Genomic DNA, 15,149 nt, shown 5'->3' on the forward strand with positions numbered 1-15,149 from the left:
AGAATATACTTAATTGAGGTTAAAAAATATTCAATTCGGTTTGCTTAGGAATAAGTGATACACTAAGCCGCAATTAGAGCACGACGTCAGTATTCAGGTAACTGTGAGCCTGGGGCGGTAGCGTGCCTTTTTTTCAATTTCGACTGGTTATTATCATCATAAAGAGCCGCTTGTGGAAAAAACGTTCACCCGAATTCTGGTTATTAAAATGCGTTTTCATGGGGATATGTTGCTGACTACGCCAGTTATCAGCACGCTGAAACGTAATTACCCTGATGCGAAAATCGATATGCTGCTGTATCAGGATACGATCCCCATTATTTCGGAAAATCCGCAAATCAATGCGTTATATGGCATCAGTAATAAAGGCACAGCGGCAACCGCGAAAATAGCGAATTTTTACGGATTGGTGAAAACCCTGCGGGCGAATCAGTATGACCTGATTGTCAATCTGACCGATCAGTGGATGATTGCGGTGCTGGTGCGTTTGTTGAACGCTAAAGTCAAAATCTCACAGGATTTTGCCCATCGCCAGTCGGCATTCTGGAAAAAAAGTTTTACCCACCTTGCGCCGTTTCAGGGCGAACACTGCGTGCTACGCAATCTCTCTGCGCTGGCGCCGCTGGGGTTAACTCAAATCTGTCAGGAAACATCCATGCCCTACGCGCCGGAACATTGGGAGCGTATGCGGCAGCAACTGGATGCTTTCGGCGTGGGTGACAACTATGTCGTTATTCAACCGACCGCACGCCAACCGTTCAAGTGCTGGGATAACGATAAATTCGCGCAGGTCATCGATTCGCTCCAGCAGCGTGGTTATCAGGTCGTGCTGACCTCCGGGCCCAGCGCGGAGGATCTCGCTTGTGTGGAAGATATCGCCGTGCAGTGTAAATCTCGCCCGGTGACGGGGCTTGCGGGAAAAACGCGCTTTCCTGAACTGGGCGCGTTAATCGACCACGCCGTACTGTTTATTGGCGTCGATTCGGCACCCGGTCACATTGCCGCTGCGGTAAAAACGCCGGTGATTTGTCTGTTTGGCGCGACCGACCATGTTTTCTGGCGCCCCTGGACGGAAAATATTATTCAGTTCTGGGCCGGGAATTATCAGGCGATGCCGCCGCGCTCGCAGCTCGATCGCAATAAAAAGTACATGTCCGTTATTCCTGCCGCCGATGTGATTGCGGCAACGGAGAAAATGTTGCCGTCGGGAGAGGCGCTATGATTGTCGCCTTCTGTCTCTATAAATATTTTCCGTTCGGTGGCCTGCAGCGCGATTTTTTGCGCATTGCACAAACCGTTGCCGCGCGCGGTCATCACGTGCGCGTTTATACGCAATCCTGGCAGGGAGACTGCCCGGCTGAGTTTGAATTGATTACCGTTCCGGTGAAATCGCGAACCAATCACGGGCGTAACGCCGAGTATTACGCGTGGGTGCAGGCGCATCTGAAAGCGCATCCTGCGGATCGTATTATTGGTTTCAATAAAATGCCGGGTCTGGATGTTTATTACGCCGCCGACGTTTGTTATGCCGAGAAAGTGGCGCAGGAGAAAGGTTTTTTCTATCGACTGACCGCTCGTTATCGTCACTACGCGGCGTTTGAACGCGCTACGTTTGAGAAAGGCAAATCCACACAGTTACTGATGCTGACGAATAAGCAGATCGCCGATTTCCAGAAGCATTATCAAACCGAGCCTGAGCGCTTCCATATTTTGCCGCCGGGGATTTACCCGGATCGCAAATATAGTCAGCAAATTCCTGATGCTCGCACAGTGTATCGCGCGAAAAACGGCATTGGTGAACACGATTTCTTGTTGCTTCAGGTCGGTTCCGATTTCAGCCGAAAAGGTGTGGACCGCTCGATTGAAGCACTGGCGGCGCTACCGGATGCCCTTCGCTGCAAAACCACGCTTTATGTGGTCGGGCAGGATAAACCCGGTCGATTTGAAGCGCTGGCCACGAAGCGTGGCGTGCGTGAGAACGTCCACTTTTTCTCGGGGCGTAATGACGTCTCTGAACTGATGGCCGCCGCCGATGTGTTACTGCATCCAGCTTATCAGGAAGCAGCCGGGATAGTGCTGCTCGAAGCGATTACCGGCGGCCTGCCGGTGTTGGTAAGTGAAGTTTGCGGCTATGCGCACTACATCGCGGCGGCAAACTGCGGCGAGGTGCTGGGCGAGCCCTGGAAGCAGTCAGCGCTTAATGATGCGCTACGTAATGCATTGACGAATCCGCAACTCCGTCAGGCGTGGGCCGAAAATGCCCGCCATTATGCGGATACGCAGGATCTCTACAGCCTGCCTGAGAAGGCGGCTGATATCATAATTGGTGATGTCCATGGTTGAGTTGAAAGAACCTCTTGCGACCCTCTGGCGCGGAAAAGATCCGTTTGAAGAGGTGAAAAAGCTGCAGGGGGAAGTTTTCAGAGAGCTGGAAACGCGTCGTACGCTGCGTTTTGAACTGGCCGGGAAAAGCTACTTCCTGAAGTGGCACCGCGGCACCGCGATGAAAGAAGTGGTGAAAAATCTGCTTTCGCTGCGTATGCCGGTGCTCGGTGCAGACAGAGAGTGGAACGCGATCCATAAATTGCGCGATGTCGGCGTAGATACTATGTGCGGCGTGGGTTACGGCGAAAAAGGTCTGAACCCTGTGCGCAAAGTGTCGTTTATCATCACCGAAGATCTGACCCCGACGATCAGTCTGGAAGATTACTGTGCAGATTGGGTCAACAATCCGCCGCAGCCGCGCGTAAAACGGATGATCATCAACCGTGTCGCGACAATGGTAAGAAAGATGCACCTCGCGGGGATTAACCATCGCGACTGTTATATCTGTCACTTTCTGCTGCATCTGCCGTTTGATGGCAATGAAGAGAATCTGAAGATTTCGGTTATCGACCTGCATCGCGCGCAAATGCGCAGTCAGGTACCGCTGCGCTGGCGTGATAAAGACCTGATTGGGCTCTATTTTTCATCGATGAATATTGGATTGACCCAGCGAGATATCTTCCGCTTTTTGAAGGTTTATTTTGCGAAGCCGCTGCGAGATATTCTGCATGACGAGAAAAATCTGATGGTTCAGGCGGCAGCAAAAGCCGAACGTATCAGAGAGCGGACTGTAAGAAAGCATCTGTAGCCCTGAGTTATTTATTTGTTTCGCAAGACGAAAAACTAGCCTACGATTTTTCTGCATGCCTGACGGTTAGTGAAAAGCCAGATAACACTATTGCGAAACGTTGATTCATCGTATTGATGAGAAAGAGTGATTAATGAACCAGACTTACTTTGATGAGAGAGACGTCATTCTCTCAGTCAATGACTATAATTATCTGCCTGATTCAGAGAGTGGCGCGTTCGATATTGCTTACGGGATTGATAAGAATTTCCTGTACGGCTGCGGTATTTCAATAGCATCGATCCTGTTTGCTAATCGCAATAATCGCCTGGCGTTCCACGTTTTTACTGATTTTCTGACCGACAGCGTGCGAGAGAAATTTGCCGCGCTTGCGAAACAGTATCAGGCTCGTATTGTTATCTATCTGGTGAATTGCGATACGCTCAAGTCCTTACCCAGCACTAAAAACTGGAGTTACGCGACGTACTTCCGTTTCATCATCGCCGATTATTTTGCAGGTAAAAGCGATAAAGTGCTTTATCTGGATGCGGATATCGGCTGTAAAGGAAGCGTTCAGGAACTCATTGATCTTCGCTTTACCGATAATGAGATTGCGGCAGTGGTGATGGAAGGCAATACCGCATGGTGGACAAAACGCGCGGAAACGCTGTCGACACCGGGCCTGGCAGAGGGTTACTTCAATGCCGGTTTCCTGCTCATTAATATCGCCGCATGGAATACCGAAGAAATTTCGAAGAAAGCCATTGAAATGCTGCGCGACCCGGAAGTTACCCGCAAGATAACGCACCTTGATCAGGATGTCCTGAACATGCTGTTGGTGGGAAAAGCGCGCTTTATCGATCCGAAGTTTAATACCCAGTACAGTCTCAACTATGAACTGAAGAAATCCGTTGTCAGGCCGGTGAATGATAAGACTGTGTTTATCCATTACATCGGCCCAACGAAACCGTGGCACCTCTGGGGAGATTACCCGGTTTCAGCCTGCTTCCTGAATGCCAAAAAACATTCACCATGGCAGGATGATGCACTATTGACGCCTAAAACGGCGGCTCAATACCGATACTGTGCCAAGCATCAGCTGCATCAAAAGCAATTTATTAAAGGTATTTTGAGTTACGTTCTTTATTTTAAAAAGAAAATCACAAAATAAAATATATATAGGTGATGCTGTGAACTCACTTCCTGTAATTGAAATATCTGAGTATAAGGTTTTTGATGATAGAACAAATACTCATGATGATAATGATGCGTTAAATATCGCGTATGGCGTAGACAGAAACTACCTTGACTGGGTGGGGATTTCTATTACGTCTGTGGTCATCAATAACAGTATTGATATCAATTATCATATTGTTGCTGATGAATATAATTCCTCTTTCCTCGCCAATATTGAAGCGTTAGCTAAAAAGTATAAGCTTAAAATAAGTCTATACTTGATTAATGCGGAACGACTGGACTGCCTGCCACGTACTAAAGTCTGGTCTCGGGCCATGTACTTTCGACTATTTGCATTCGAACTCTTTAGTAATAAACTGGATAAGCTGCTTTATCTGGACGCCGATGTGTTCTGTAAAGGACGTCTGGATGAGTTAGCAACCTGCGATCTTAATGGAAAGATCGCTGCGGTTGTGAAAGATGTTGATTCAATGCAGAAGAAAGTGATCGATAGATTGAAAGACCCTGAGCTTCAGGGAAACTATTTCAACTCTGGCGTAGTTTATGCCAACCTGAAGGAGTGGGTGAAAAATGATTTAACCCACCGAATTCTGGCAATGCTGACGCATGAAAATCACAATGATATTGTCTATAAATATCCTGATCAGGATGTATTAAATATCTTACTTAAAGGTAAAATAAAGTTCCTCCCGCGAAAATTTAATACTATTTATACAATAAAAAGCGAGTTAAAAGACCGAACACATCAAAAGTATAAAGAAACTATATTTGATGAAACGGTACTCATCCATTATACCGGTGTCACCAAACCGTGGCATAAGTGGGCTGTTTATCCCTCTGTTCGTTATTACTTGCAGGCACTGGCTGTATCGCCCTGGAAAGACCAACCTCCTCGCGATGCGCAGACTATCGTTGAATTGAAAAAGCGCTACAAACATCTGCTCGTTCAACACAAATATTACTCCGGGTTTGTTGCTGGTGTGTCCTATTTGCTGAGAAAACATTCCATTCGCTGAATAATTTATTAACTTTTGGTTTATTATGAGTATTAAACATCACATTAACGATTATGTCGTTTTCACGAAGTCAGATGGTGAAAAATACATCGATGTGTTTAACGATTTTTTATCCTACAATATCAAAATTATAAAAGTATTCCGTAATATTGAGGACACTAAAGTTTTATTGATCGATACCCAGTACGGGAAAATGATCTTAAAAATTTTTGCACCAAAAGTTAAGCAGAATGAACGTTTCCTCAAAGCAATGGTGAAGGGCGACTACTACGAGAAACTGTTCGAGCAAACCGAGCGCGTCAGAAAAGAAGGCCTGGATTCAGTTAACGATTTCTATCTGTTAGCGGAGAAGAAAACGTTACGTTTTGCACATTACTACATCATGCTGATTGAGTATATTGAAGGTGTTGAACTGGTTGATATTCCTGAAATAGACGATGAACTCAAACAAAAAATTAAGGCGTCAATTTCCGGTTTACATCAGCACGGCATGGTTTCTGGCGATCCGCATAAAGGCAACTTTATCATTGAAAATGGCGTAGTCAGGATTATCGACTTGTCTGGTAAATCACCGTCTGCGATGCGTATGGCTAAGGACCGCATCGATCTTGAACGTCATTATGGTATCATTAATGAGGTTAAAGATGCGGGTTATTATCGTCTGATTTTTAAGAAAAAATTTCGTAATTTCATTAGAAGGCTTAAAGGGAAGGAAGCTCGGTAAATCATTTAAATATTATATGTATCGCTACTTTTTAGAAATATAGATAGTGTAGATAATGCTATACATAACATATTATAGATAAATGCTGGATTTAATTGTATATGCTATATACGTTTTTGTGGAGTTCATCGTAGTTTAAAGTTTGCTGCATTTGCCGGCGAAAAGTAGCCTATCTCTACAGGTTTTTTATGAAACACATTAAATATATTACACATGCTGATGTTCAGAGCCTGATTGAGCAGAAAACATCGGATGATGCGATCATTTTTCTGTCAGGCCCAACATCAAAGAAGACGCCACTTTCTGTACTGGAAAGTAAAGATGTCATCACGGTGAATGGATCCGCGGATTATTTACTCAGTCACAATATCACGCCATTTATCTATATTTTGACGGATGCGCGTTTTTTGCATCAACGCCGAGACGATTTCTATCGTTTCAGCCGCGGTAGCCGCGTTACTATCGTGAATACGGATGTTTATGAAGAGGCCTCAGAAGAAGATAAAAAATATCTCCGCGAAAAATGCTATATTCTCAAAGCGTTTTATAAGCGTGAGAAAGGCGGATTTGCCAAAAAAGTTAAGCTCGCAGTGCTGAGGCGTTTGTACCGCAATTTACTGATTAAGGTACCCTTCTCGAAGAGAGGGCGTCTTGTCGGTTTTTGTAAGGACATTGCGATTGGCTACTGCTCGTGCCATACCGTTGCTTATACCGCGATTCAGATTGCTTACTCGTTGTGCTATTCGCGGATTGTGTGCTCAGGACTCGATCTTACCGGTACCTGTCAGCGTTTTTACGATGAAAGCAATAATCCGATGCCTTCTGAACTGAGCAAAGATCTGCATAAGATATTGCCGTTCTTTAAGTTTATGAGCCGCAATGTGCCTGATATGCGGATCTATAATCTGTCTGATGATACGGCAATCAGTTACGACATTATCCCTTTTATCGAAGCTTCAGAACTGGCTGATGCTACGCCAAAAAAGATCGTGGGTGCTAAAAAAAAATTCACATCTGATGATGCGCGTGTTCATGCATAAAAGCCGTATCGAATAGTTTCATCAATAACACCATGTGCTGGTAAAAAAGATGCGCCTTGGAACATTTCACAAGAAAAAAAGATTATTAATTAATAAAATTAAAATCAACTTTCTCTCTTTTCTTTTTAGCCATAAAGGTGTGAAACTTTTACCTGCAAACTCCATCAAAAGCTGTTTGCTGATTCATGATAATAGTAAGCTCGGTGATCTGATTGTCTTAAGTGCCTTATATCGGGCACTGGCCGAACGGGGTATAAAGTTGTCTATAATCTCCTGCGGTATTGGGCATGCTTTTTTGAAAGCCAATCCAGGTATTTCTCACTTCTTTATCAAGGATTCAAATAGTATTTCAGAGGTTCTGAAGCTTCGTAGAGAGCTTGCCAAGCATCAATTCGATGTAGTGTTAGATCCTTTTGAAACACAGCCCAGCTTTGGCCATGCGCTGCTTCTGTCCGGGTTAAGACATCACTATATCCTTGGTTTCGATAAGTGGTACAAACGCTACTACTCCAGCTATCATCCGCATGATGAGCAGTTAACGGAGCACATGGCGACACGTACGCGCGTGATTTGTGAGCATCTGTTTGGCGAAGGCGTTCAATATGATGAGCGCTATGATTTGCCGCTTCCCACTGACGTTGAACAGCAATTACAAGAATTTGTCGGTGATACAAAGGTGGTGATAGTCAATCCCATCGGGGCGAAGAAAATTTGTCGGATGTCGAATCATCAAATTGAGCTTATCGATAGCTGGTTAAAAGAGAATCATCCGGAGCTGCGAATTATCTATACGGGGCATCCAAAAGATCTCCCGCTGATTCCGGTTAAGAATATCGAAACACTGCCGTTTAAAGATTTCATCCATGCCGTCGCGCTGACAAAATATTGCCAGTACGTTATCTCCGTAGATACTGCACTGGTTCATATTGCTTCAGCGTATGACAGGCCAACACTGGCCTTCTACCCGAAAGCGAGGCGTGAAGATTATCCATCACCGATTATTTGGGCGCCGAATAATCTACGGGCGCAACAGGTAATATCGCCAACTTGTAGCGCATGTGATATTGAAGAGACAGTATTGCTCGATGCCTTAAAACGATTATTCCATTAAAAAAGTGAGCCTTAATGGCTCACTTTTTTTATAGTTTTATGATTCCAGCTTTGCGGGGAGTTCTCGCTGGCTCTGGAAGAAGAGCAGCACCGTGATGCCGCAGATAATAATGATTGGCACACTTCGCGACCAGACCAGTACATCGCTTAATCCCAGGCCTATTATAGCCAGAGTAAACGTAAACAGACCGAGCGAACGGTAGTAATAGACGGCGTAGAATAACCCGGCATAGAACAGTAGCGTAGACAACACTCCTGCCAGCCCTTTTAACGACCCTGCCTCAATGAATTCATTGTGTAGATGTACATTGAGGTAGGGCATTATCCCCATCAGTGATTTATCCTTGGCCACTATGGCCTTCGCGCTCTGCGCACGTTCTTCAGCGCTTCGCCAGGCCAACGGCGCATCTTCAAAAATATCAAATCCGACCTGATACATCGCCAGGCGTGCGCCTAATGAAGACTGGCTGTTGTTTTTAGTCTGGTATTTCTCAATATCGCGCATCGCACTTTCATAGCGTTGAGAAATCGGCTTGCTGAAGATGAAGCTCAGGACAACTAATAAAGCAAGGAACGTAATGACCGATAAAAAGAGCTTTTTGGGCGCCTTACTAAAGTAGAGCACCAGCGTAATGGCACATATAACCGGAAACAGCAGCACTGCAGAGCGAGTCTGCGTGAAGATAAGTGCGGTGAAGACGGCGGCAGTATTAAGCAGGAACAGCAGAGGATGGCTTTTCTCTACGTAGAGAATAGATATTGCGCTGATAATGCCAATTAGCATGATGGAGTAGGCCGCGCCTGTTGCCGTGCCGATGCCGAAATCAATTCGCGCCATACCGGCATTAAATTTAAGCCATGCGGCATAGCCAAAAATAATGAATGACACCGCGTAAAAGAGATAAAGCAGCGCATTCTTCTTTGCTTTAAATTTTGAGGTCGATGCCAGCAGAACAATAAATGTTCCGAACAGGAATATTTTCGCGGTATTCAGATAGCTGTGATACGTGGCCCGAAAAGGTGAGTTATCCACCTTGAACATGGAATACCAGATAACATCTACGATACCGATCAGCAGGATTGTGGCCGGAAGGATGCAGGCTTTACCTGTTAGCGAGGCCGTTTTTCCTCTGATGATTAAGGTGAGTATGGCCAGCACACCGGAAATATTAAATAACTTCATACTTAAGTTATTATTTATTAGCGCGGTCAGTAATGTCACAGCACAGAGCGCAAAAGTGATAATTTCCAGAATGGAAGCGGTTTTTTGGGTATAACCCTTCAAGCCTGGTACGGTTGTAGAGGCTAACATACAGGTCCTTTATTTAAGGGCTGAGATCTCATGCCATACGGCGTTTGCAGTCAGATGCGCTAAATCACGATCGGTAGAGCAGCACGCTACCTGGTTCTTCCCATAACCACCAATTAACCCAGGATCCGTTGGGCCATACAACGTAATATTCGGTCGATCCAGCGCCGCCGTAAGATGGCTAAGCCCCGTGTCCACCGAGACAACATAGTTTGCGCCAGCCAGCACATGTGCGATGGCTTCCAGGCTCAGGCGCGGCAGAACCTCCACATAATCAAATCCTTCCGCTAATCGCTTCGCGCGTGCTTCTTCGTGCGGCGCGCCCCACGGCAATTTCACCTTTAGCCCACTCTCTTTCAGCAAGCCAATTAACGCTCGCCAGTGCGTTTCCGGCCAGTGTTTGTCATCACGCGTGGTGGCATGAAGGAATACGACGTAAGGCTCCGCAGCGGTTTGCGTCAGGAAGTGACGTGCAATCGCATAGTCGCCCTGTGTCTGAGGTTTTGCATAACCCAGACTTTTTGCAAACAGTTCGCGCGTGCGTTCAACGGCGTGTTGCTGTTTGGCGATGTGATGGCGACGGTTGTAGAACAGGCTTGCCAGCGGTTCGCGGGCCGTTTGCCAGTCCATGCCGTGCTTAATGCCATGGGCCAGACGCGTGACGAGGGCTGCACTTTTCACCAGCCCCTGCGCATCTATCACGGCATCGTATTTCACGGCCTGAAGCGTCTCGCGAAAAGCCTTACGCTCGGCTTTAATCGGTGCAGAGAACCACGCTTTGCGCCAACGACGAATCGCCACCGGGATAACGCGCTCAACGGCTTCGTGCCACGAAGGGATCTGTGCGAACCCCTCTTCAACCACCCAGTCAAAACGAATGCCCGGAAATGCCTGCATAGCGTCAGTTAACGCAGGTAACGTATGTAATACATCACCCATGGAAGATGTTTTAACGATCAATACCCGCATCCGTCAGGCTTCCTCGTCCAGCAGCAGGGCGTTTAGCTCTTCCAGCACGCGGGCAGGCGTGATGTCTATCAGGCTTTGATGGTAGCCTTCCGCGGCATCGCCTTTGCGCACTTTGTGGTAGCCGGTAATCAGGCGGATGACGCGTGCTTTGTTCGACAGCGGCGGGGTGAAGTCCGGGCTGCTGGGGCCGTAAAGGGCGACCAGCGGGCGATCCAGGGCCGCGGCGACGTGCATTAGACCGGAGTCGTTAGTGACTATCGCTTTGCAGGCGGCAATCAGGACGACCGCCTGTTCCAGTTGCGTTTCTCCGGCCAGGTTGCGGCACCATGCCTGCTGTTCGGTACTCAGCGCGGCGAGAATTTCATTGCCAGCTTCATGATCTTTCGCAGAGCCAAACAGTGTGATTTGATAGCCTTCGTCAATCAGTTGCTTCGCCAGTTCAGCGTAATGGTAGTGCGGCCAGCGCTTTGCGGGGCCGAACTCCGCGCCAGGGCAGAAGCCAATTATCGGGCGTTCAGAGGAGATGTTGAACGTGTTGCACATCTGCGATTTCTCGCCTTCGGCAACATGCAACTGCGGCCACAGCAGCGGCTGCGGCAAATCTTTCGCGCAGCGCATCACGCCTTTATCAAAGGCCAGCGCCACATAACGCTCGACCATCAGCGGCCAGGCGTCTTTATCCAGCACGCGGGCGTCATTGAGCAGGCCGTAACGCATTTCGCCACGCCAGCCTGTCCGCAGTGGAATACCGGCAAAGAAGGGAACCAGTGCCGATTTAAACGAATTAGGCAGCACGTACGCACGGTCATAGCGGCGCTCACGCAGGCTGTGACCCAGTCTGCGACGTTCACCCAGCGCTAACGCCCCGTGGCCGAGCGGCATTGGGATCGCGTCGTTGACTTCCGGCATTCGTGCTAAAAGCGGACGGCACCACGCGGGTGCCATCACGTCAATGATAGCCTGGGGATAGCGCGCCTTGAGCGTGCGATAGAGACTTTGCGACATCATCATGTCGCCTACCCAAGACGGGCCAATCACCAAAATATTCATTCACTTCATCCTTCAAGCTGTCTCTGCGTTGGCTGCCCGCGTTCACTCCGGTCACTTACTTTTGTAAGCTCCCGGAGATTCACTTGGTTGCCGCCTTGATACCGCTCGATTAATTTTGTGAATGGGTATCGCTGTCGCGGTTCAACCAGGCCATATATTCCGCCACGCCTTCGGCGACGGTTTTGAATGGCTTGTCGTAGCCAGCAGCGCGCAGGTTTGTCAGGTCAGCCTGAGTAAATGCCTGATAGCGGCCTTTTAGTTTTTCCGGGAACGGAATGTATTCCAGCGTGCCTTTTTTGTGATATGCCAGCGCAGCATCCGCTACGGCCTGGAAGGATTCCGCGCGACCGGTACCCAGGTTGTAGATGCCGGATACACCGTTTTCCCAGAACCACAGGTTCACATCTGCCACATCGCCCACATAGACGAAATCGCGTTTGAAGCCATCGCTGCCTTCGAACAGTTTCGGGCTTTCGCCGTTGTTTAACTGGGTGTTGAGGTGGAAGGCCACGCTCGCCATGCTGCCTTTGTGACCTTCACGCGGGCCGTAGACGTTGAAGTAACGGAAGCCGACAATCGGTGAGTTCGCTTCTGGCAGGATCTGACGGACATATTCGTCGAACAGGAACTTCGAGTAGCCGTAAACGTTCAGCGGTTTCTCATATTCGCGGGATTCGATGAAGTCACTGGTGCGACCGCCGTAGGTGGCTGCGGAAGAGGCGTACAGGAACGGAATTTCGCGCTCCAGGCAGTAGTGCAGCAGCTCTTTGGAGTACTGATAGTTGTTATCCATCATGTACTTGCCGTCCCACTCGGTGGTAGAGGAGCAGGCGCCTTCGTGGAAGATCGCTTCGATTTCACCGAACTCTTCACCCGCCATAATCTGGATCAGAAAATCTTCTTTATCCATGTAGTCGGCGATATTCAGGTCGACCAGGTTTACGAACTTGGTGCCGTCTTTCAGGTTATCTACCACCAGAATGTCGGTGATGCCTTTGTCATTGAGCGCTTTAACGATGTTGCTGCCGATAAAGCCAGCGCCGCCGGTAACGATGATCATAACTGTAACCTTTGAAATGTGAGTACCCTGGACAATCCAGGGCGCTAATGACTCTTATCATAACATCACATCGACCCGCCTTCAGCCTTTCGCCATCAAAGCCCCGTGTGACGCGTGATTTATGCTACAAAAAATGTAACTGGTGCTGCGTCATCTCGTACATACGTATAGCTTTAGGTAATATGTGCCGACATTTGCCGAATCTGGAGAGTTGCAATGCGTGGTGATTTTTACAAACAGTTAGCCGGTGACCTGGATACCGCCCGCGCGGAAGGGTTGTTTAAAGAAGAACGTATTATCACGTCTGCGCAGCAGGCAGATATCACTGTGGGTGATGGCAGCCACGTGATCAACTTCTGCGCCAATAACTACCTTGGGCTGGCGAACCATCCGGCGCTGATTACCGCCGCGAAAGCAGGCCTCGACAGCCACGGTTTTGGTATGGCGTCCGTGCGCTTTATCTGCGGCACCCAGGATAACCACAAAGTGCTGGAGCAGAAACTGGCGGAATTCCTCGGTATGGAAGACGCGATTCTCTATTCCTCCTGCTTTGATGCCAATGGCGGCCTGTTTGAAACGCTGCTCGGCCCGGAAGATGCGATTATCTCCGACGCCCTGAACCATGCATCCATTATTGACGGTGTGCGCCTGTGTAAAGCGAAGCGCTTCCGCTACGCCAACAATGACATGCAGGAACTGGAAGCACGTCTGAAAGAGGCGCGTGACGCCGGGGCGCGCCACGTGCTGATCGCCACCGACGGCGTATTCTCAATGGACGGCGTGATTGCCAACCTGAAAGGTGTCTGCGATCTGGCAGACAAGTACGACGCGCTGGTGATGGTCGATGACTCCCACGCCGTCGGTTTTGTCGGTGAAAACGGTCGTGGTTCCCACGAATATTGCGACGTAATGGGCCGCGTGGACATCATCACCGGCACGCTCGGCAAAGCGCTCGGCGGCGCATCCGGTGGTTACACCGCGGCGCGTAAAGAAGTGGTTGAGTGGCTGCGCCAGCGCTCCCGCCCGTATCTGTTCTCCAACTCGCTGGCTCCAGCGATTGTCTCTGCGTCTATCAAAGTGCTGGAAATGGTCGCCAGCGGCGCTGAACTGCGCGATCGCCTGTGGGCTAACGCCCGCCTGTTCCGCGAAAAAATGAGTGCCGCAGGTTTCACCCTGGCGGGTGCCGATCACGCGATTATCCCGGTGATGTTGGGCGATGCGGTGGTGGCGCAGGAGTTTGCGCGCTTGCTGCAAAAAGAGGGGATCTACGTGACCGGTTTCTTCTATCCGGTGGTGCCAAAGGGTCAGGCGCGTATTCGCACCCAGATGTCGGCGGCACACTCCCCTGAACAAATCGAACGTGCGGTGGAAGCCTTTATCCGCATTGGTAAACAACTGGGCGTGATTGCCTGAGGAAGCCAGATGAAAGCGTTGTCGAAACTGAAAGCGGAAGAGGGGATCTGGATGACCGACGTGCCGAAACCGGACGTGGGCCATAACGATCTGCTGATTAAAATCCGTAAAACGGCGATTTGCGGTACGGATGTACACATCTATAACTGGGATGAATGGTCGCAGAAAACCATCCCGGTGCCGATGGTGGTGGGTCATGAGTATGTCGGCGAAGTCGTCGGCATCGGCCAGGAAGTAAAAGGCTTTAAAATCGGCGATCGCGTCTCCGGTGAAGGCCATATCACCTGCGGTCACTGTCGTAACTGCCGTGGCGGGCGCACGCACCTGTGCCGCAACACCATTGGCGTGGGCGTGAATCGCCCAGGCTGTTTTGCAGAATATCTGGTGATCCCGGCGTTCAACGCCTTCAAAATCCCGGATAATATCTCCGATGATTTAGCCTCTATTTTTGACCCGTTCGGCAACGCGGTACACACGGCGCTCTCATTCGACCTGGTCGGTGAAGATGTACTGGTGTCCGGCGCAGGCCCGATTGGCGTGATGGCAGCGGCGGTCGCCAAACACGTGGGCGCACGCAATGTCGTTATCACTGATGTGAATGAATACCGTCTCGACCTGGCGCGTAAAATGGGCGTCACCCGTGCGGTAAACGTCGCGAAAGAGAACCTGACTGACGTGATGGCTGAACTGGGTATGACCGAAGGGTTTGATGTCGGTCTGGAGATGTCCGGCGCGCCAGCGGCCTTCCGCACCATGCTCGACACCATGAACCACGGCGGGCGTATTGCGATGCTGGGTATTCCGCCATCTGATATGTCGATCGACTGGACTAAGGTCATCTTCAAAGGGCTGTTTATCAAAGGGATTTATGGCCGCGAAATGTTTGAAACCTGGTACAAGATGGCGGCGCTGATTCAGTCTGGTCTCGATTTAACGCCGATTATCACCCACCACTTCGGCATTGATGATTTCCAGAAAGGCTTCGACGCGATGCGTTCGGGCCAGTCTGGTAAAGTCGTTCTGAGCTGGGATTAAGGCTCATCGCCTCATGTCTCTTCAGGCATGAGGCGTATTTCCTGAAGCTAATCTTAAAATCGCCTGATATATGTAAAGCTTTGTCATTGTCATAAATGTTTCGTATTCGGGCGT

14 protein-coding genes are annotated in these 15,149 nt (G+C 49.0%); 10 read left to right on the top strand and 4 right to left on the bottom strand.

Annotation, left to right across the window (positions count from 1 at the left end; genetic code table 11):
* Positions 1–172 precede the first annotated feature (172 nt).
* The 8 genes from rfaQ to ACOXYR_RS22145 all read left to right on the top strand — a co-directional run bounded on the left by rfaQ (position 173) and on the right by ACOXYR_RS22145 (position 8,200).
* Entirely contained in the window at positions 173–1,222 is a 1,050-nt protein-coding gene (rfaQ, locus tag ACOXYR_RS22110; RefSeq protein ID WP_421355892.1) for a lipopolysaccharide core heptosyltransferase RfaQ, read from the top strand.
* On the top strand, positions 1,219–2,343 hold the full coding sequence (locus ACOXYR_RS22115; protein ID WP_108476531.1) for a glycosyltransferase family 4 protein: 1,125 nt from the start codon (positions 1,219–1,221) through the stop codon (positions 2,341–2,343). Before rfaQ ends, ACOXYR_RS22115 begins: the two co-directional genes overlap by 4 nt.
* The gene (gene rfaP, locus ACOXYR_RS22120) at positions 2,336–3,133 is read left to right on the top strand and encodes a lipopolysaccharide core heptose(I) kinase RfaP (protein WP_350436548.1); all 798 of its coding nucleotides are present in this window, start codon (positions 2,336–2,338) and stop codon (positions 3,131–3,133) included. The genes ACOXYR_RS22115 and rfaP overlap by 8 nt, the downstream gene beginning before the upstream one ends.
* A gap of 133 nt (positions 3,134–3,266) precedes the next feature.
* The gene (waaO, locus tag ACOXYR_RS22125; RefSeq protein WP_113858312.1) at positions 3,267–4,283 is read left to right on the top strand and encodes a lipopolysaccharide 3-alpha-galactosyltransferase; all 1,017 of its coding nucleotides are present in this window, start codon (positions 3,267–3,269) and stop codon (positions 4,281–4,283) included.
* Positions 4,284–4,302: 19 nt separating this feature from the next.
* Complete coding sequence (locus ACOXYR_RS22130; RefSeq protein ID WP_113858313.1) at positions 4,303–5,325, top strand: glycosyltransferase family 8 protein; 1,023 nt, start codon at positions 4,303–4,305, stop codon at positions 5,323–5,325.
* A 25-nt stretch (positions 5,326–5,350) separates the two neighbouring features.
* Entirely contained in the window at positions 5,351–6,049 is a 699-nt protein-coding gene (gene rfaY, locus ACOXYR_RS22135; RefSeq protein WP_350436550.1) for a lipopolysaccharide core heptose(II) kinase RfaY, read from the top strand.
* A 188-nt stretch (positions 6,050–6,237) separates the two neighbouring features.
* Entirely contained in the window at positions 6,238–7,089 is an 852-nt protein-coding gene (gene waaZ, locus ACOXYR_RS22140) for a 3-deoxy-D-manno-oct-2-ulosonate III transferase WaaZ (protein ID WP_113858316.1), read from the top strand.
* Between the two features lie 49 nt (positions 7,090–7,138).
* On the top strand, positions 7,139–8,200 hold the full coding sequence (locus tag ACOXYR_RS22145) for a glycosyltransferase family 9 protein (protein ID WP_421355891.1): 1,062 nt from the start codon (positions 7,139–7,141) through the stop codon (positions 8,198–8,200).
* A 36-nt stretch (positions 8,201–8,236) separates the two neighbouring features.
* Here the strand turns inward: ACOXYR_RS22145 and ACOXYR_RS22150 are convergent, their stop codons facing one another.
* The 4 genes from ACOXYR_RS22150 to rfaD form a co-directional block, all read right to left on the bottom strand.
* A complete protein-coding gene (locus ACOXYR_RS22150) occupies positions 8,237–9,382 on the bottom strand; it encodes an O-antigen ligase family protein (protein ID WP_421355890.1) in 1,146 nt (381 codons plus the stop codon).
* 138 nt (positions 9,383–9,520) lie between these two features.
* Complete coding sequence (rfaC, locus tag ACOXYR_RS22155) at positions 9,521–10,477, bottom strand: lipopolysaccharide heptosyltransferase RfaC (protein WP_350436553.1); 957 nt, start codon at positions 10,475–10,477, stop codon at positions 9,521–9,523.
* 3 nt (positions 10,478–10,480) lie between these two features.
* Complete coding sequence (rfaF, locus tag ACOXYR_RS22160; protein ID WP_421355889.1) at positions 10,481–11,527, bottom strand: ADP-heptose--LPS heptosyltransferase RfaF; 1,047 nt, start codon at positions 11,525–11,527, stop codon at positions 10,481–10,483.
* Positions 11,528–11,636: 109 nt separating this feature from the next.
* The gene (rfaD, locus tag ACOXYR_RS22165) at positions 11,637–12,587 is read right to left on the bottom strand and encodes an ADP-glyceromanno-heptose 6-epimerase (protein ID WP_113858321.1); all 951 of its coding nucleotides are present in this window, start codon (positions 12,585–12,587) and stop codon (positions 11,637–11,639) included.
* Between the two features lie 216 nt (positions 12,588–12,803).
* Between rfaD and kbl the strand changes: the two genes are divergently transcribed.
* Positions 12,804–14,000, top strand: coding sequence for a glycine C-acetyltransferase (gene kbl, locus ACOXYR_RS22170; protein ID WP_113858322.1), 1,197 nt, complete (start codon positions 12,804–12,806; stop codon positions 13,998–14,000).
* A 9-nt stretch (positions 14,001–14,009) separates the two neighbouring features.
* Complete coding sequence (gene tdh, locus ACOXYR_RS22175; protein WP_108476518.1) at positions 14,010–15,035, top strand: L-threonine 3-dehydrogenase; 1,026 nt, start codon at positions 14,010–14,012, stop codon at positions 15,033–15,035.
* The last annotated feature ends 114 nt before the right edge of the window (positions 15,036–15,149 follow it).

Origin of the sequence: Pseudocitrobacter faecalis (assembly GCF_965231525.1) — a bacterium.
In the GTDB taxonomy this organism is placed as follows: Bacteria; Pseudomonadota; Gammaproteobacteria; order Enterobacterales; family Enterobacteriaceae; genus Pseudocitrobacter; species Pseudocitrobacter faecalis.